Here is an 18926-nt window from a genome sequence, read left to right as displayed (position 1 = left end):
TCACGCGCCCCCTTTCTGGACGAGCTCATCCAAGAGCTTCTCCGAAAACAGGTTACCGCGACCCAGCTGCCCGTCAGGATCGAGCTGGAGCTTGAGCCGCGCCGACTCGACCATGGCCTCGTGACCGTACATCGTCTCCAAGAAGCCCGCCTTGATCTTGCCGACGCCGTGTTCTGCGGAGACGGCGCCGCCCATGACCGTGACCTCGGAAGCCCACTGGGCAAAGAGTTCTCCGCCGCGGCGATAATCCTGCGCATCGCGCGGCAGAATGTTCACATGCAGATGGTTGTTACCGATGTGCCCCCAGGCGGCAGATTCAAGCCCACTTTCCGCCAGCGTGCGGCGATAGAGGGCGATAACATCGGCCAAGTGCGCGTTGGGCACCGACATGTCCGAACCCAGTTTGGTGATGGTGGGATCCATGCGGCGGCGCTCGTCGATGAGCATGTTGACGCTCTCGGGCACCGCATGGCGGAAGAATCTCTGACACTCGCGATCGACCTCGGTGCGCGCGACCCATGTCGCATCGTCACTGCCGCCCGCAAGCTCCAGTACCCACCCCAAGTGATACAGCTCCTCAGTCGCCTGGGCTTCGTCGTCGCAGTCGAGCTCCACGTAGACACAGACCTTGGCGTCTTTGTCGAGCGCAGGCAGCGAGGCAAACGCCGTCGACTGCTCGCGCTGGCGACGTAGAATATCCAGGGCGCCAGCATCGAAGTACTCGATGGCAGCCGCATGGGACAGGACGGGACGCACAGAATCGGTGAAGGACACGGCCTTGTCTTCGCTGTCGAAGAAGCAGCTCACGCCCCAAACGACCGCGGGTGCCACCTGCAGGGCAATCTCGAGTTCGGTGATGACACCGATTGTGCCACACGCACCGATAAACAGATCGATGGCATCCATATCGTCAGCAACGAAATAGCCCGAAGCATTTTTTGTCTTGGGCATGGTATAGCCGGGAAGATCGAGCTCGAGTGTACGGCCCGCTGCCGTCACGAGCGACAGGTGGCGGCCCTGGGCAAAAGCCTCGCCGCGCCGAAGCTCAAGCAAATCGCCATCAGCCAGCACGACGTGGAGTCCCGTGATATGTGGGCGCATGGGGCCGTAGGCGTAGCTGCGGGCACCGGAGGCGTTACATGCCGCCATGCCGCCCAGACAGGCAGACGCCTCGGTGGGATCGGTGGGAAAAAACTGCTCGGGAGCCTCTTGGAACTCCTCGTAGGCCTCAAGCGATGCCTGGTCCCAACCAGCGGTCGGCAGCACCTTCTTGCTCAGCTGCTTGCGCAGCTCCGAGAGCACAACGCCCGGCTCCACGCGCAGCAGAAATTGGCCTTGTTCATCGCGGCGAAGGCCCAAATAGCGATTCATACGGGAAGTATTGAGGATATGCCCGCCGTGGGGCACGGCGCCGGCGGCAAGGCCGGTTCGGGCGCCCTGAACCGTTACCGGAACACGCTCGGCATGGAGCTTTTCCAAAATGGCACGGACCTCGTTTTCCGTTGTCGGAAACGAGATGCTCGAGGCCTCGCCCGATGCGCGAGATTCATCGCGGCCATACTCTTCGAACTCGTCGGTGAAGGGTTTGATGGTTGCAGACACGCGAACTCCCCCTTTAGCTAACTACAGTGTTTGCAGGGAGATGTTACCGCATCGTTTCGTCGACGTGTTCGAGACCGTCTCCATAATTGGCGTTTTTTACGTTCGTGCAATTCGGCGAGCGGCTTGATTTCCTCGGCAGACGATGCTTTTGACACATATGGCCCCGCCGTCGCCGACCGCGCGATTGTCGCTCGAAAAAAGTTGGAGTATTTTTTGCCGCCTTTTACCTGCGGAGACGCCAATCCGTCAAGCATTTGGTCAGAAATTGGTCAAGTAGCGGCTGATAAGGTCGGCGTCGACAGCCAAAACCGATAGAAGTTTTGGCCCAGAAGCAGGGAGGTTCCCATGGCATATTACTGGCCCCAGTACGGCATCGCCATCGAAGTCGACGACGATCCCCATCTCCTGCCTTTCGACGAAGAGGCATTCCCCGATACGACGGTCTACCACGTTACCACCGATGTGATCTGCGACCCCGAGTCGTTCTCGGCGCTCGCCCACCACATCGCGCATATCCACGACATCGAGCTCCCTCCCGACTTCGACGAGCTCGTCTACTCGCGCCGTCTGATGCTTCACATGCTCTTTGGAGCGGACCCGTCCACCTTTGCGCGCGTCTATACCGCCAAGGATGCCGCATGAGCGCGAAGAAGCCACCCCACTTTGCAGGCCTGGGTCGTCGCAAGAAGCTCATCGTTGCCTGCTTGGCCATCGTCTGTGCCCTTGTCGCCGTAGGACTATACGTTTGGCAGTCGCAGCCCGTACCCGAGGCGGGCGCTTCGGTTACGACGGCCGAGGGCAAAACGCGCCAGGAAATCCAAGATGAGCTCGACGCCATCGTCCGCGACAACATGATGACGATTTCGGTCGCGCCGGTCGCTCAGCTGCAGGAGGACGGCAAACTGCGCGTCAACGTGCAAAACGTCCAAGACAATAAATTTCCCCAGCGATTCCGCGTCATCCAAAACGACGAGACCATGTACGAATCCGGTGTGGTCGAGACCGGCAAGACAATCGAGACGTGCCCCGCCGGCGACATCAAAGAAGGCGAGGCGTACATCGAGATCCAGGCACTCGATGCAAAGACCCTCGACAGCCACGGCAATCCGACACGTGTCAAGGTACGGGTTGAGCAAACCGAGAACTAGCCTTCCGGCCGACACGGCACCGCATGCAATTCACCAGCATTCGTCCAATCATCGCGGGGACGGCCCGCGGCGAATAGAAAGGAACGACCATGGACATCACCAGGAACATGAACGGAGTCAGAGCGCTCGTCGTGGGCACAGGGCTCGCGCTCGCGCTCGCAATGGGCGCCGCCCCGACGCCAGCTATGGCAGCCGGGCGCGTTGGAACCACGAAGGTAATGGTCAGGACCGAGATCGACAACGTTGAGTTCAAAGTTCCGACGGTTATTCCCTTCGTCGCCAAGGCCGACGGCACGCTTCAGGGCCCCTCAGAAGACGCGACCACCATCGACAATCATTCGGCCTACGGCATCCATGTCACCAACATGAAGATCGACGCCATGAACACCTGGACCATTGCCGCCGACGCCAAGGCCGGAACCGCGCAGAACTCCATCGACTTTAAGGTCGGCCCCGACGGCGCGCTCCAGAACGCCAGCGCCGCCGCGCAAGGGACGGGCCTCGATCTTTCCAAGAATGCAGCCTTCGACATGGGCTACCAGGGCATTGCCGGCGGCACGGACAAAATCAAGCTCAAGACAAGCGGAAACGTCGCCCGCGTCACGCGCGACATCTTCCGCGTAACCGGCGAAGGCGATCAGGTTGCGACGATCACCTGGACGGTCGAGCCCGGTGCGCACACGGCATAAGGCCGTCGCCCTGGCCGCCGCCGTCAGCATCCTAGCGTTTGGGCCAGCCATGGCCTTTGCCCAGCAAGAACAGGCGCAGGCCGCCACGCAAGTGACGGTCGACCTCTCGGAGCTCGACCGCGGCGACCGCGAGGAACCGTTGGCGCAGACAGGCGACAGACGATGGCTCTTGGCAGCAGGCGCCACAGCAGCAGGCGCGGGAACCGCCGGCCTCGGTCTGCACATCAAACGCAGCCAGAAACAAAACACGGACAGGCCGCACTAAATTAGCTAAGGAGACCCCATGGCATCGAAGAACCTTTTGCCCGTCGTCGCACTCTGCGGCGCGCTCGCAACCGGAACGCCTGTCGCCGCTTGGGCGACTCCCGTCATGGCAGACTCCTTACCAGTAGCCCTAAGTTCCGCACCAAATCCGTCGAGCGCCATTGCGTGCGAGCGTTTTTCGATCGCACAGGCCGTGATCTCAACCTCGGGATGCCTTCGTCGTAATACGGACGGCTCGATAGTCGTGGATATCAAGCGTTCGAACAAGGCAAACGGCTCCCAGGCGGGGTGCGCCGTCTGCACGTGGCGCTCGGTTGTGCTCGATGCAGATGGCGATCCATGCAATTTAGAGCTGCGCATCGACATCGCTTCGGTCGATGACTCGGCGAACGGAGCGAAGGTCGCCTTCGACGGTGCGTTTTTCGAGAAAGGAGGCGGTATATGTCTGGGCTGCGCCGCCGCGAATGCAGACGATGCGCAGCCCACCCTCTCATTCACGGCATCGTTGCGGCTGACCAAAGCCGGTACCGATGCTATCGCGGCGGGAGAAGCGTCCCTGCTGTTCTACGCCGTCAGCACCAAAGACACAGACGCTCATTTCGAGAAGCCAGCCGGATCACTCAGCCTTACACGAGGGATAGAGGCAGGCCCTATTGAAATCGATGCCCACGCGCAAAGCAGGCAACGCATTCTTGCCGACCCGGCGCTTCTCGAAATGGAGTGGAACGGATCCGGAGCCATCGGAATTCTCCCCTCCGCGTTTGACGCCAAGACGCTCCCCCCAAACGACGAACCCATCAACGCAACCATACAAGAAGAGAGCGCGGACAAAGAAGCAGGTGCGGGCGACACGCCGTCGCCGACAAACAGCGTCCCAGCTTCTCTCGAAGCGCCGAATGAGCCCGCTGCCGATCCAAACGATCCCGAGCTCGCGGACAGTCTGGGGCTTGCTGATCCTCAAGAGATCGATGAAGGTAACTGCTGCGTGCTTGCCGCGCTCGACCACACAGAGGTCATCGACGCTGCGAACATCGAAGTTGCCGCCGCCAATCAGCCCGTCCGCAAGTCGGCTATCATCGCATTTCCTGAATCCATCGAAGTCGTCTTTTTGCCATCGGGCGAGGTCGTGGCCCCAACACTGCTCACCTTGTTGGGCGCCAAGAATACTCGAAACGAAATTAAAAAGGTCACAGTTGTCGACCCTGCAACCACCGCCAAGCTGCGTCTATACGCCGTTGCTCCAGACGGAGGCAAGACCTTGGAATTCGATGGCGACACACTCCTGGCCTGGCGACGTCTGGACATTATGCAAGACGTCTCGTATCAGATCGAACTCGAAGGGTTTGATCGTGCCCGCGATGCCAATATCATCGCCGCGGCTATTGAATCCCCACAGCGGCTTATGACACTGCGCTTTGAATACTATCCCTATGTCCCGACAACCACCTGAGGCTTAAATGCCGCGCATCATTCCTAATACCACTTATATAACGTATTAGATGAGTCGCGATGTACCTCGCATTTCGTTCTGCTACGATTGCCACGTTGGCATCAATACAGGAGGGCTCATGCCGGGCTTGGGAACAATCATCAACGTTGTGCTTTTAGTTGCGGGCGGTCTTTTGGGATTAGCGGGCGGCCGCTTCATTACACCGCGCATCCAAGACACGCTCATGAAAGCATCGGGGCTGTGCGTCCTGTTTATCGGCCTTGGCGGCACCATGCAAAAGATGCTCCTTATCGATGGGAAGGCGCTAGCGACCACCGGCACCACCATGCTCATCGTCTCGTTCGCCCTCGGCTCGCTCATCGGCGAGGCCATCAACTTGGAGGCCGCCATCGAGAACCTTGGCGAATGGCTCAAGCGCAAAACCGGCAGCGAGGGCGATAACGAGTTCACCAACGCTTTTGTCTCGACTTCACTCACCGTGTGTATCGGCGCCATGGCCATTGTGGGATCGATCCAGGACGGTCTGCTCGGTGACTGGTCAACGCTTGCCCTGAAAGGCGCATTGGACTGCATCATCGTCTGCACCATGACGGCGTCGCTTGGCCGCGGCTGCATTTTCTCCGCCCTGCCCGTCGCCGTGTTCCAGGGGACGATCACGCTGTTTGCCGGCGCACTCTCCCCCATCATGACTACGGCAGCCCTCGACAGCCTTTCGCTCGTAGGCTCCATGCTCATCTTCTGCGTCGGCGTCAACCTCATCCGTCCTCAGACCTTCCGCACGGCCAATATGCTCCCCTCCGTCGTCATCGCCGTCATCTACGCCCTCCTGTTCTAAATCTATCTACGCAGCAGTATCTCGAACACCTGTTTGATGCTGTGCTATGATATGAGGTCACCGAAGCTGCGTTAGGAGAGGAGAAGCGGTGGCCGACCAGGACATCAAGATGCTCATCGAGCGCATTATGGCCGAGGCCCGGACCCATCAGTCCGCCCGCTTCTCAAACGAAATCTACGCAGACGAGCCGATTCTCAAAACCGGCCGACAGATGCAGAATTTCCTCCCCGACCAATACCGCAAGATGCGCGAGATATCGCGCTGGCAGGATGACCCCAAGGGCGGCGCGGGCCGCTGGCTATCGGAGGCCGAGCTTTTCTACCGCCAAGGCTTGCTGATGGCCGACTTTGAGGACGACTGTCCCTACAACGGCACCTTTAAGTCGTACTTTCCCACCTACAATGCCATGAGCGACCGGCAGTTGCGCGGCTACTTTACCTGGCGTGCCCAAGTGCGCCGCGGAACCGTCGAGGAAACGTCTACATCCTTTGCCTTTCTGTATCTCTATGAGCTGATTTGCGGCATTGGCATAGATGATCCGCTCGAAGGTTTTAACAAGATCAAGGCCTTTTGGGATGTCTATCGCGCCTTCGAGCCCGGCATCGACCGGTTTGCGCGCGTGTGGCTGCAGGATTACGCCGTTTTCCACGGACTCGACCCCAAGCTACTTCGCGACTCTAAAACCGTCATGTTCGATAACGCCCTTATCGAGCTACGCCGCGCAGCGCGAGACCTTGTACCAGCACCGGCACCGTCCGGCCAGACCCCTAAGCGTCGCAAAACCTCCGAGCCCACGCTCCCCCTTCCGCCCGATGAGGTGCGCGAGGAGCGACTCATGGCCGCCATCAACGCCCTCTCCACGTACAACCTAAGTAACTCGCGGCTCGACCGCAGCCACCACCGCGATCTGCGCCACGTGGCGTGCGCCGTGTATGTCCGTATGGCGCGCTACTATGACACGCACCGAAAGACCGACATCGTGGCGAGCTTATTTGGGGAGGAGACGGCCATGCCCTACACCATGTTTGCCTCGGCCGTATTCTTTGCGTCCGAGCGCCACGAGGACTGCGAATATCGCCTGGACCCCATTCACATCTACCGCTGCCAAAACGGCTTTTGGGAATGCATGCGAATTCACGGCAGCAGGCAAAAAAGCAGCAAGCTTGGTGAGATGATGCGCGCCTGCGACCAACGCCTACGCCTGGCCCTAGACCCCACCCACCCCCTGAAGGAGGAGAAGGTCCCCAAATATCTGGCCAAGATCATCGATGACGAGATCATGGCATGGCTTTCGTGGGACGCCGCACACCAGCCCATCAAGATCGATATCGATTTGAGCCAGCTGGGGCACATTCGGAGCGCCGCCGCGCAAACGCGCGAAGCGCTTTTGATCGATGAGGAACGCGAGGACGACGCATCCGCAGAAGCCGAGGCAGCGGACTCAGGGCAACCGGAAGCCGAGCCCGTAACCGACGCGATTGTCGAACCGGTCGTGGCACCCATTCGGCAGGACTTGACCGACGAGCCGACCATATCCACCGAACAGTTTGGTGTCGTGGCACCGCTTCTCGCGCCGACGCCCGCGTTCGCAGCTGCTGCGCCCGCTGACGCCACAAACGAACTCGCGCCCGCCGCAGATGCCTTCCTTCGCGCACTGCTCGAGCAAAACGCAGCGCAAGCGACATCGGCAGTGGCGCACTCGGGACAGAGCGAGGACATGCTCGTCGATACCATCAACGAGGCGCTCTTTGACCTGGTGGGTGACACCGTAATTGAATTTGGCGCGGCAGGACCGCAAATTATCGAGGACTACGAAGCAGACGTGAGAGGATACCTAGACTATGAGTGATACCGCATCCGCAGCACCCCGCGTGCCCAAGCGCGTCGCCGCCGTCATTCTCAACTCGCTCAAGGGCGGCGTGGTCCCGCGCATCGGCCTTCCCTACATCACCGTAGGGCGCGAGGTCGAAATCCGCGCCCTGCTCACCGACCTGAGTCTCATCGCCGACGGCGGCGCGAGCTTCCGCTTTCTGGTCGGTCGCTACGGAGCCGGCAAGAGCTTTTTGCTCCAGACCATCCGCACGCACGCCATGGGCGAGGGATTCGTCGTCGCCGATGCCGACCTGTCACCCGAGCGCCGCCTACAGGGCGGCCAGGGGCAGGGCCTTGCCACCTACCGCGAGCTCATCCGCAACATATCGACTAAAACGCGCCCCGAGGGCGGTGCGCTCAACCTAATCCTCGATCGCTGGGTCGCCTCGTGTGCCGATGCCGATGAGTCTGCCGTCAATGCCCAACTGGCCCCGCTCGAGGAAATGGTCCACGGCTTCGACTTCGCCCGTATGCTCCGCCGCTACCGCGCGGCCGTATCCGAGGGCGACGAAGAAGCTATGAGCCGCGTGACCAAATGGATTCGCGGCGAGTACCGCACCAAGAGTGAGGCACGCGCCGAGCTGGGCTCCTCGACCATCATCAGCGATGACGACTGGTACGACTACGTTAAGCTCATTGCGCGCTTTTTGGTCTGCGGCGGCTACAAGGGCATGCTGGTGCTCATCGACGAGCTCGTGAATCTGTATAAGATTCCCAACGCCATCACGCGCCAATACAACTACGAGAAGATCCTAACCATGTACAACGACACGCTCCAGGGCAAGGCGCAGTACCTGGGCATGATCATGGGCGGCACGCCAACCTCCATCGAAGACCGGCGCCGCGGTGTGTTCTCCTACGAGGCCCTGCGCAGCCGACTCGCTCAGGGCCGCTTTGCGCGCGAGGACCTTAAGGACATGCTCGCGCCCATCATCCGTCTGCAGCCACTCACCTACGAGGAGCTGCTGGTGCTCATCGAAAAACTCATGCAGATCCATGCCGGCTACTTTGGCTGGACGCCCACGCTTACCGAGAACGACTTGGTGGACTTCCTCAAGATTGAGTTTGGCCGCGTGGGAGCCGACACGCATCTGACGCCGCGTGAGGTCATTCGTGACTTTATCGAGCTGCTCGACATCCTATGCCAAAACCCCGACGCCAACGTGGCCGAGCTACTGCAAAGCGTCGGCGGCGACGCGCTGGCGCCGGCAACAGCAACAGGCGACACCGGCACCGCAAGCGGCGACCGCAATTTCGCCGAATTCACCATCTAACCTGCCAAAAAGGGACAGGTTTATTTTGGCAGGCTTTATCTGGGCAAACGTCGAGGCAGTAATGCAGCAAGCCACTGCCCACCGCGTTGAGAGATTCGTTTTTGAAAGGAGGCCCCGTGAACGCCTTTGACCGCTACGCCCCGTTTATCCAAGACTTCATCTACTCCCACGATTGGGAGAGTCTACGCTCCATCCAGGTTGCAGCAGCTGATGCCATCTTTAACACTCAGGACAATGTGCTCCTGACGGCATCCACGGCTTCCGGCAAAACCGAGGCAGCCTTCTTTCCCATCCTGACCGAGTTTTGGGAGAACCCGCCCGCGAGCGTTGGCGCCCTCTACATCGGCCCCCTCAAGGCACTCATCAATGATCAGTTCGTCCGCCTCAACGACCTGTGCGAAGAGGCCGATATCCCCGTCTGGCACTGGCATGGCGATGTTTCGCAGTCGCACAAGGCTAAGCTCATCAAAAAACCGAGCGGTATCTTGCAGATTACGCCCGAGTCGCTCGAGGCGCTCCTGATCCATAAGCACATGGCAATCCCTCGTATGTTCTGCGACCTGCGCTATGTGGTTATCGACGAGGTCCACTCGCTCATGCGCGGCGACCGTGGCGGGCAGACGCTCTGCCTTATCGAGCGACTCTCGCGCATGGCCGGCGTGCAACCTCGACGCATTGGCCTTTCGGCCACCATCGGCGACCCCGAGCGCACGGGTGCCTTTCTCTCACAGGGAACGGGGCGCGACTGCGTTATCCCACGCTTTGAAGAGCCGCGCCGCGTGTGGCGCATCTCCATGGAGCACTTCTACAACTCGGGCCCCCAGGCACAGCAACGGGGATTCATGGGCACAGGTCCTCAAGAGGCCGAAGTGCTTGCGTGCGAGCGCATCGAGGCGGCGGCATCCGCGGCACTGCCCGCCGGCGCCCAAGACATGCGTCACAGCGGACAGCTCACACAAGAGGAGCGCCGTCAACGTCGTGAGCGGGCACGGGGCAAGGCCACTCCCAAGGACCGCCAAACTTCCTCGGCCCCCGAGGGCGAAGTCGACATCCCGCGAGCGACCGAGCAGGCGCTTCTCAGCCCCACCGACACAGCACCAGACAACGCCGACCCCGGCATGGGCTATATCTTCGAACACACCCGCGGCCGCAAGTGCCTGGTCTTTGCCAACTCGCGCGAAGAGGCAGAGGCCGTATGCTCCATGCTGCGTTGCTACTGTGAGAGCCGGCACGAGCCCGACCGCTTTCTCATCCACCACGGCAATCTTTCGGCATCGCTGCGCGAGACGGCAGAAGAGCTCATGCGCGACGAGGAACAGGCACAAACGACCGTCACCACCTCTACGCTGGAGCTCGGTATCGATATCGGCCGTCTGGAGCGTGCGTTTCAGATCGACGCGCCGTTTACCGTCAGCTCTTTTTTGCAGCGAATGGGCCGCACGGGGCGCCGCGATCTTCCGCCCGAGATGTGGTTCGTCATGCGCGAGGAAGAGCCCGAGCCGCGCACGATGATGCCCGAGACCATCCCGTGGAAGCTCCTGCAAGGCATCGCGCTCGTACAACTCTATCGCGAGGAAAAGTGGGTCGAGCCGCCTGAGCTCGATCGACTCCCCTACAGTCTGCTCTATCACCAGACCATGTCGACGCTTGCCAGCACCGGAGAGCTCACGCCGGCCGAACTTGCCCAGCGCGTGCTCACGCTCAGCTATTTCCATCGCGTCTCGGCCGATGATTATCGCGTGCTGCTGCGTCACCTCATCAAGATCGACCATATCCAGGTCACTGAGGGCGGTGGGCTCATCGTGGGCCTCGCGGGCGAGCGCATCATCAACAACTTTAAGTTCTACGCTGTATTCCAGGAAAACGAGGAGTTCACCGTTCGCAGCGAATCGGCCGAGCTGGGCACGATCGTCAATCCGCCACCGCCCGGTGAGCGCATCGCCATCGCCGGACACTGCTGGATTGTCGAGGAAGTGGACTGGAAGCGTCATACCGTCTTTGCCACGCAGGTCAAGGGCCGGGTGCCGGCCTACTTTGGCGACTGTCCCGGTGACATCAATACACACGTACTCGAGCGCATGCGCAAGGCGCTCAACGAGCACACGGCATATCCGTACCTTATGGGCAACGCACGGGCACGTCTTGCACAGGCTCGCCATACGGCCGAGATTTCGGGCGCGGGGACCAAGCCACTCATCAACCTAGGCGGCGACACCTGGGTGCTCTTCCCCTGGCTGGGCAGCTACGCCTTTTTGGCACTCGAGCGCATGCTCAAGATTAAGTGCGCCGCGGAGCTTGGCCTTCGCGGGCTCGATCCGTCGCGTCCATACTTTATGCAGTTCAAGATGAAGGCCGACGAGGAGACGTTCTTTGAGGTGCTCGCCGCCGAGGCCGAGAAGGACTTTGATCCCATCGAGCTCGTCTATCCTGGCGAGGTTCCTTACTTTGACCGCTACGACGAGTTTGTTCCCGAAGAGCTCGTGCGCAAGGGCTTTGCCGAAGGCGTGCTCGACATAGAGGGCATGAAGCAGCGCGTCCGCAGCTGGCGCGACCACACATAAAACCAGTCTTTTTTTGGGACGGGGAGACTTACTTGTCGTGAAGGGCAGTGCCGAGGAAGTCGACGTCAAAAGGCACGGCTTCGGCAAAGGCATAGTCGCCGTCGCTGGCGATGAGCAGGTAGTTCTCCTCGCCGCCGAACTCCGCATCGCCACACGGGACCACCCAGGCGTGGGCGAACACCTCGAGTGCCGTGGCAGCGCAGTCGCGTAGGAACGTCACATCGTTCCCCTCGTTCGAGCTCACGATATTAGCCACGTAGATGCCGCCCGAGTTCAAGCTACCCCGCACCAAACGCAACGCCTCAACCGTTGCCAACTCGCGTACGGGCTCGGCACCGCCAAAGCAATCGCTCACGACCACGTCGTAGCGACGATGGCCCACGCTCGTCACGCCCAGATACGAGCGAGCCTCAGCGGTAATCACCCGCAGGCGATCGCCCACCGTGCGCTCCAGCTCGTCCAGGTAGAACCAACGGCGCGCCAGGCGCGTAATCTCGGCATCGTACTCAATGACGTCCATGCGCAAGCTCTCGTGCGACATCAGCGCAAATTTGGGATAGGCAAACCCGCCGCCGCCCAGCATGAGCATACGGTCGATACCATGCCCATAAGCATCACGCATTGCGTCCTTAGCCTCAAACACGTCGTCAAACGCGCGATAGTACGCAAAGACGGGCTCCGCCCAGCGTTCGCCAATGTAACTCGCGCTTTGGTAGACGCCGCCTTGCACCAATACGCGGACTTCGTCGCCGCCCTCATCGTGCACGCGTTTCACACGCGCCAACCCATTGCGGGTTCGCGCAACCTGCAGACAGGCAGCACGAACAGCGACGGCGGCCGCACCAAGCGCCGCGGCTCCCAGAGCAACGCCGGCAACGACGCCGGCAGAAACACTCGGCTTGTCCATCTAGAGCTCCTTTTGCAGATAAAGGCCATGGTCATAAAATCCAAGATGGCGATAGTACTCGCGTGTGCCAATCGCGCTAATCACGTTGATGCGCGCATAGCCCGCATCTCGGGCAATCTCGCACGCACGCTCTACGAGCAAACGCCCCAACCCGTGATGCTGCGCCGCCTGGCCTTGGTCGCCCACGCGCGCCGCCATGCCATACACGTGCACCTCGCGAATCATCGCCTCGTCCGGCGTCGTCGGCAATTCGCCCGCATGCGCGGCAACAAAAGCACGATCGGGAAGCGACAGCCGCAAAAAGCCCGCGATCTTGCCCTGCGGCGTCACCCACTGCAAAAAGCGCTCGTGCGTCACCGGCGTCTCGTACGTCACTTCCTCGTCAAGGGTCAACTCATCCAGGTCGGCACCCGCCGTGCTAATCTCGCGATAGCGGATCTCACGCACTGTCGTACCGTCACCCCGAGCAGCCAGGCGGTTCTCAACGAGCTGACGCAGGTTGGGCTTCTTGTTGCCCACCATGATGTCGTCGGAGCTAAAGTCGCGAATCATGCGACTGATGCGGCAGAACGCCGGCGTCACCACGATGTCATCGGCCAACACATCGAGCAGCTCTTCCTCGGTATAGGGGCGCCACTCGCCACGCTCATAGCAGCCCACCAGACGCGAGCCCTCGATGAGCACACACGGGTAGACCTTGACCTCGTCGGGCATAAAGGCCCCTTCGGTCATAAAGCGCTCGTAGTCGCGCTTGTCCCCCTCGGGCGTGGCGCCCAACAGGTTAAGCATAAAATGCGCGTGGATCTTAAAGCCAAACAGGCGCGCAAGCGAAAACGCCCGCTCGACCTGAGCCACCGAAATGCGGCGCTCGTTGATATCGAGCAGGTGCTGGTTGAGGCTCTGGATACCCATCTGAATCTTGGTGCAGCCCAGGCGGCGGATAAGCGTGAGGGCCTGCGGCGTTACGGCATCGGGGCGCGTCTCGATAACGAGTCCCACCACGCGATGCTTCGCCGTCTCGTTGATGAGCTGCTGACGCTCGAGCTCCTCCATCGTTGCCGTCTGCCACTCGGTGACCTCGCCCCACGGCGTACCGGGGCCGTACAGACGACGCACCGCACGGTTGTAGCCGCCCACGGCAGCATCTACACGCTCCTGCTCGTCGGCAACGCCGGCAGCGAGCTCGGCCTCGTCTGTCGAAATGCCGGCGGCCCGATAGCGCTCGCGGCGCTCTACTATCACCGGCGGCAGGGCATCGGCGGGAGCGTCATCGAGCAGACGCCCCGCCTCGGCACGACTGATGCCCGGACGCGCCAACATGGGGTTGGCCGCCACGCCCGCCACCGCATCATCATTGAGTGCACGGAAGAGCTCCGACACAAACCATGCCTGATACCCTTGCGGATAGTCGCTCCAGGTACCGCCAAGAACGATAAGCTCGATCTTGTCGGTTGCATGCCCCATCTGCGAAAGCGCGGTCAGACGAGCGCTCACCTGCAGATACGGGTCAAAGCAATTTTGTTCCGCACGGGCGCACGCCGGCTCGGCGTGCAGATAGCTTTTGGGCATGCGCAAATCGTTGGGGCAAAACAGGCAATCGCCCGAGCATGGCCAGGGCTTGGTGATGACGGTAATGGTCGCCACGCCCGAAGCCGTTCGGCGCGGCTTCATGCGCAGCGCCTGCAGCAGTTGACGTTCCAGATCGGAATCGACATTCCACGCAGCCCACCGAGCCGGCTCCTCGCGTTTAACCCGCTGGTAGAACGGCAGCAGACGGCGCTTGGCCAAATCGCGTTTGTCGGCGCCCTCACGGCGCGCCTCGGCATGTATCAGTTTGACGAGCGCTTTGTCGTCCACGGTCTCGCCGCGACGCAGAGCCTCGAGTATGTTCAAGATAATCTGTTCCATGCCCCCATTGTAAAGGCAAAGGCGCCGGAGCCGACCACGGCCCCGGCGCCTCCATCAAAGAGCATGCCTATATGTACTGATCTCCCAAAACCGCATGTCACTCCGGGTCAAACGACATGTCGCCCGAACCGACCTCAAAACGATACGTGGCAGACTTATCGCCGTTATCGAATTCAAGATTCAAAATGGTCTCGCCGTCGTAGCCAAGCGGAAGGAAATCGCTCTCGAAGTCGCCACTGCCCAAGGTGAGGATCGCCTTAAAGCCCGTAGAGTTCGGAACCGTCATCTCCACGTCGCCCGAGCCCACACTCACATCCATCGACTTCGCGGGGGCCTGGTAGAGCTCGAACGTCACATCGCCCGAACCGACCTCGGCATTCAGGGTATCGGTCACGGTGCCCGTAAACTCAACGTCTCCCGAGTCCAGAGTCAGGTTGAGGTCATGGCACGCAATGCCCGCGACCGTCAGATCACCCGATCCTACATTCGCTGTAATGCCCACCATGTTATCGGCAACTTCGCGCGGCAGTTCGACGGTAACCGTGCGGTCAATGGCGCGCTCGTCATCGCAATCGAATTGGCGAATCTTGAGCGTAGAGCCCTTGATTTCGGCCAGGTTCTGGGTTGCCGCATCGAAGGCAACGGTCCCCGTTGCCACGCGACCGCTTTCAATTACGCGCACTGGCCCGCCGGAGACGTGTTTGACCTCGACCGTGCCCGACGTCACGTCCAAGTCAAGCGATGTGAACGCGTCGGCATCAAAGGTTTCGCTCGAAAGCTGCTGAGGCTGAGCGGAATAGTTACCGTCATCCAAAAGATCGCCCTCGTCCACCACATCGTCCATACCAGACAGGCCGGATACAACATCGTCGAGATCCCACGGACCATCAAAATGAATCAATGTCCGCGAAATGCCAAAGACAAGTCCGATGATGAGCACGAACGCTCCGATGCCGACGCCCAGGCGCAGCTTGGATTCATGCGAGAGCTTCATCATTCGTCACCCTCTTTGGCACATGGCTCAGCGGTGGCCGCGGTAGCCACGCCAGCATCAGGTTCCGCAGAAGTATCCTTCCCCTGGACCTTGATCGCCACCGACGCCGGGCCAACCTGAATATCCCCGCGCGCCCAATCGCCATCGAGCGCACGCGCCACCCAGTGATAGATGGGAATCGTAAAGAAGATCAGCGCGGCAAAGGGACCGGCACCAAACAGGAACATCAGCAAAAAGAACAGCAGCCAGCACACGGCCCAATACGGGAACGACTGGAACGGGCCCTTCACCGGAGTCGAGCCAACCGCGGTGCCACTCGTCGCCTGCGCCGTAGCGGCATTGGCGGCCTGCGCACTCCAGCTTGCCGCCTGCGCCGCCTTGGCGGCGGCATCACTCGTCTGCGTTGCCGCCTCGGCGGCGCGTGCCGCCGCCTCATGGGTGCGGGCGCGCTCTGCCGCCTCGGCCTCGCGCTGACGAGCGCGGTCCTCGTTCTCAAACTCGATATCGTCCTCGATCTCATCGCTCGGATTGAGGAGCTCGTCCAAACTCACGCCATAGAGCTTGGCGAGCGAGATCAGGTTCTCGGTATCGGGCGAGCTCTCCGCGCGCTCCCATTTACTGACCGCCTGGCGCGACAGTCCCAGCTTTCGTGCCAGCCCTTCTTGGCTAAAGCCCTTGCTGCGACGAAGGTCGGCGAGCCGCTGTGCAGTTTCTACATTCATGGTTCCTCCTATGTGATGCCAGCCGTGCCGCCGGACCGTTTTTGTTCTTAAGGCGCCTTGCACAGTTAAAAATCTATCCGCCACCGCCAAAAGCATGCCACCTATTCTAGTGAGATTTTTGACAACCGGCGGTTGCGGGCACATATGAGCTGCGGAAATGTGTCCAAACAAAGCAATGACCCACGGCTCGGTTGTCCCCGTTGCTGCGTTAACGGTAGTATGGTCGTACTGTTTATTCCGCACCGCCAACGGAGGGAGTTCCGCGCCGTGAACCGCGATTTCGCCTCATCGCTCATCCAGCTCAATAACACGTTCTATCGCGAGCACTCCGCCTCCTTTTCCGATACGCGCCAAGCCCCGTGGCCCGGCTGGGTGCGCACCATGGACATCGCGCTCGAACAGCTCGACGTCGCCACGATCGAGCATCCCGTCCGCGTCTTCGATCTTGCCTGCGGCAATATGCGATTCGAGAACTTTGCCGCCGGCGGCGCACTTGCCGCCAAGGGCGTCGATGGCGCAAACCCCTCGGCAGATGCCAGCTGCCCGTTTGAGTTCTATGGTGTTGACTCGTGTCAGGATTTGGCTATCGATGCGCACGGTCACGCCCTGCGCATTCCCAACCTGCACTTCCAGGAACTCGACGTGCTTGACGCCCTTATGAAGCTCAACCCCGCCGAGACGCCCGACGTGCTTTTCGACGCCCCGCTCGCCGATATCTCGGTCTGCTTTGGCTTTATGCACCACGTGCCGTCGTGCGAGTACCGCGTACGCGTGCTCGACGCCCTGGTGCGGCAAACGCGCCCGGGCGGCATCATCGCCATCAGCTTTTGGGAGTTTATGAACGACGAGCGCATGGCGCGCAAGGCCGTTCGAGCCGAAGCCCGCGCCGAGCTCACCCCGCCGTTTGAGGGTTACGATTCCGCGCAGTTTGAAGCCGGCGACCACCTCATTGGCTGGCAAAACGACCGCCACGCCTACCGCTACTGCCATCACTTTGACGATCAGCAGATCACCGACCTGGTGCGCGGCGTCCGTACGTTCTACAAGAGCGGCGAGGTCCCCGTGCGCGAGCTTGAGCGCTTCCATGCCGACGGTCGCAGCGGCGAGCTCAACCGTTATGTGATCCTCAAGCGCCTGTAGGCACCGACGACTCGCCGTCGAGCCGTACCGCATCTTTCGGGCAAATAATGCCCACCCCTTTTCAACCCATTGACGGAACGCGCAGCTATGCGTTCCATATTTATGACCAAGGAGCCTCATGGGAGCCGTCCACGTTCGCACGCCTAAGAACTTTGTGCTCGAGGAGCGCCTGGAGCGCTACGCCGATGCGATTGAGACGAACCCCGAGGCCTATGCCGGAGATTGGCGTGAAGCCTGTGCGCCAGTTGGCAGCAAGCCATTCGAACACCTTCACCTGGATCTTGGCTGCGGCAAGGGAACGTACCTTGTAGAGCGCGCGGCCCACGAGCCAAACACCCTCTTTATCGGTATGGACCAGGAGCCCATCTGCATCGCCTATGCCGCGCAGAAAATCTGCGAGCAGGAGCTGCCCAATGCGCTTGTGCTGCCCCGAGGCGCGGCATCGCTGCCACAGCTATTTGCCGCAGGCGAGCTCGATGCCATCACCATTAACTTTCCCACGCCGCAGCCCAAGGCCAAGTACGCTAAAAAACGACTCGTCCATGTCGACCATCTGATGCTCTACCGCCCGCTCTTTGCAGTCGGCGCCACCGTCACACTGCGAACCGACAGCAAGCCATTGCGCGACTACGCCCTGGGGCAGTTTGCCGCGGCAGGCTACGACACGCTTTGGGTAAGCGACGACGTTCGTCGCGACCATCCCGAGCATCCCGAGACCGAATATGAATGCCGCACGCGCGAGATGGGTGCCGCCGTCTATGGCATTTGTGCCACGCCCGGTGCGCAGCCCAGCGATGAACAGCTCGCAGCAGGCCGCGCGCAGGAGCAAAGCCTTGCCTGTTACCTGCCCGACAACCTCGATGAGCTCACCTATGTACCTCTGGGCATGGAAGAGGCCGTCGAGAACTTTAGAAACCGCGCCCGCAAAGGCAAGAAGCGCCTGCCGCAAGAGTCCTAGGGACCTCTGATGGTCGCGGTGTCGGCAAACAAGCGCAAATAGGCGTCAGCAAGCAACCCTCAAAACCTAAGTGAGTAGACTTTTTTGCAATAGCCAAGCACAGCCCGAATAACGAAAACTAAACCGACGCTCCTATAAGTTGTCAATAGGCAGTTTGCGGGAGCGCTCCCTTCAATTCGCACAGGAGCTCGTAATACCTCCTCTCCAGTTTCGTCGACCGCCGTCTCCCATGTTCCAGGTGACCGAGTGAGGCCGCGGACATGCCGAGCCCCGCGGCGGCCTGCTTCTGGGTCACCCGCATCGCCTTGCGCATCTTCGCGAGCTCGGGGCCTTCCGGCGCGGCGCCGTCGGGGTTCGGGTCCATGAGCACGCGGTACACCTCCCGCGCTATGTAGCGCTTCAGGCAGCGGATCGCCTCCCTCCGGGACTTCCCCTCGGAGGTTCGCTTCGCCACGTACCTCTTCGTCCTCTCGTCGTATGCCATGCGCTTGATCGCGATCTCGTAGAGCGCCCAGTTCGCCTGCCGGTTGCCGCCGCGGTTGAGCCTGTGCCGCTCCGTCTTCCGCTCGACGCGGGAGTCGGGGAGACCGCCGCACAGCATC

The 18926-nt window shown here is 60.9% G+C and carries 16 protein-coding genes and 1 pseudogene; 11 read left to right on the top strand and 6 right to left on the bottom strand.

The window, feature by feature from the left end; genetic code table 11:
* A complete protein-coding gene (locus tag HMPREF9463_RS03190) occupies positions 1-1602 on the bottom strand; it encodes an FAD-binding oxidoreductase (protein ID WP_052044045.1) in 1602 nt (533 codons plus the stop codon).
* A 345-nt stretch (positions 1603-1947) separates the two neighbouring features.
* On the opposite strand from HMPREF9463_RS03190, the gene HMPREF9463_RS03185 reads away from it, so the two are divergent.
* The 9 genes from HMPREF9463_RS03185 to HMPREF9463_RS03145 all read left to right on the top strand — a co-directional run bounded on the left by HMPREF9463_RS03185 (position 1948) and on the right by HMPREF9463_RS03145 (position 11695).
* The gene (locus tag HMPREF9463_RS03185; RefSeq protein WP_035137058.1) at positions 1948-2244 is read left to right on the top strand and encodes a hypothetical protein; all 297 of its coding nucleotides are present in this window, start codon (positions 1948-1950) and stop codon (positions 2242-2244) included.
* Entirely contained in the window at positions 2241-2750 is a 510-nt protein-coding gene (locus HMPREF9463_RS03180) for a hypothetical protein (RefSeq protein ID WP_035137057.1), read from the top strand. Before HMPREF9463_RS03185 ends, HMPREF9463_RS03180 begins: the two co-directional genes overlap by 4 nt.
* Before the next feature lie 89 nt (positions 2751-2839).
* Positions 2840-3439, top strand: a complete 600-nt coding sequence (locus tag HMPREF9463_RS03175) for a hypothetical protein (protein ID WP_035137056.1) — start codon at positions 2840-2842, stop codon at positions 3437-3439.
* A 49-nt stretch (positions 3440-3488) separates the two neighbouring features.
* The gene (locus HMPREF9463_RS03170; RefSeq protein WP_006234463.1) at positions 3489-3704 is read left to right on the top strand and encodes a hypothetical protein; all 216 of its coding nucleotides are present in this window, start codon (positions 3489-3491) and stop codon (positions 3702-3704) included.
* 18 nt (positions 3705-3722) lie between these two features.
* Entirely contained in the window at positions 3723-5153 is a 1431-nt protein-coding gene (locus HMPREF9463_RS03165) for a hypothetical protein (RefSeq protein ID WP_035137054.1), read from the top strand.
* A gap of 118 nt (positions 5154-5271) precedes the next feature.
* Positions 5272-5988 carry a DUF554 domain-containing protein gene (locus HMPREF9463_RS03160; protein ID WP_035137052.1) on the top strand — a complete coding sequence of 239 codons (717 nt, stop codon included), beginning with the start codon at positions 5272-5274 and terminating at the stop codon, positions 5986-5988.
* 88 nt (positions 5989-6076) lie between these two features.
* Positions 6077-7837, top strand: a complete 1761-nt coding sequence (locus HMPREF9463_RS03155) for a TerB N-terminal domain-containing protein (protein WP_232219735.1) — start codon at positions 6077-6079, stop codon at positions 7835-7837.
* Positions 7830-9134 (top strand): ATP-binding protein, encoded by a 1305-nt coding sequence (locus HMPREF9463_RS03150; RefSeq protein ID WP_052044044.1) that lies wholly within the window; start codon positions 7830-7832, stop codon positions 9132-9134. Before HMPREF9463_RS03155 ends, HMPREF9463_RS03150 begins: the two co-directional genes overlap by 8 nt.
* Positions 9135-9250: 116 nt before the next feature.
* Positions 9251-11695: a DEAD/DEAH box helicase gene (locus HMPREF9463_RS03145; RefSeq protein WP_035137051.1), complete on the top strand. Its 2445-nt coding sequence runs from the start codon at positions 9251-9253 to the stop codon at positions 11693-11695.
* Positions 11696-11723: 28 nt separating this feature from the next.
* Here HMPREF9463_RS03145 and HMPREF9463_RS03140 read toward each other — a convergent pair whose 3' ends face one another.
* The 4 genes from HMPREF9463_RS03140 to HMPREF9463_RS10695 form a co-directional block, all read right to left on the bottom strand.
* On the bottom strand, positions 11724-12602 hold the full coding sequence (locus HMPREF9463_RS03140) for a spermidine synthase (protein WP_052044043.1): 879 nt from the start codon (positions 12600-12602) through the stop codon (positions 11724-11726).
* Positions 12603-14510, bottom strand: coding sequence for an elongator complex protein 3 (locus HMPREF9463_RS03135; protein WP_035137050.1), 1908 nt, complete (start codon positions 14508-14510; stop codon positions 12603-12605).
* 97 nt (positions 14511-14607) lie between these two features.
* The gene (locus HMPREF9463_RS03130; RefSeq protein ID WP_035137048.1) at positions 14608-15507 is read right to left on the bottom strand and encodes a DUF4097 family beta strand repeat-containing protein; all 900 of its coding nucleotides are present in this window, start codon (positions 15505-15507) and stop codon (positions 14608-14610) included.
* The gene (locus HMPREF9463_RS10695; RefSeq protein ID WP_084591757.1) at positions 15504-16226 is read right to left on the bottom strand and encodes a helix-turn-helix domain-containing protein; all 723 of its coding nucleotides are present in this window, start codon (positions 16224-16226) and stop codon (positions 15504-15506) included. The genes HMPREF9463_RS03130 and HMPREF9463_RS10695 overlap by 4 nt, the downstream gene beginning before the upstream one ends.
* A 267-nt stretch (positions 16227-16493) precedes the next feature.
* Here HMPREF9463_RS10695 and HMPREF9463_RS03120 point away from each other — a divergent pair, with 267 nt between their 5' ends.
* Together HMPREF9463_RS03120 and HMPREF9463_RS03115 are read left to right on the top strand one after the other, a co-directional pair.
* A complete protein-coding gene (locus HMPREF9463_RS03120; RefSeq protein WP_022094355.1) occupies positions 16494-17366 on the top strand; it encodes a methyltransferase domain-containing protein in 873 nt (290 codons plus the stop codon).
* 118 nt (positions 17367-17484) lie between these two features.
* Entirely contained in the window at positions 17485-18324 is an 840-nt protein-coding gene (locus HMPREF9463_RS03115; RefSeq protein ID WP_035137047.1) for a tRNA (guanine(46)-N(7))-methyltransferase TrmB, read from the top strand.
* 364 nt (positions 18325-18688) lie between these two features.
* Here HMPREF9463_RS03115 and HMPREF9463_RS11310 read toward each other — a convergent pair.
* Positions 18689-18926 (bottom strand): annotated as a pseudogene (locus HMPREF9463_RS11310) (transposase); the annotation flags it as partial.

It is taken from the genome of Collinsella sp. 4_8_47FAA (genome assembly GCF_000763055.1).
GTDB lineage: Bacteria > Actinomycetota > Coriobacteriia > Coriobacteriales > Coriobacteriaceae > Collinsella.
Note: the sequence above shows the minus strand (reverse complement) of the source record. Positions and strands in the feature narration are given on the sequence as shown.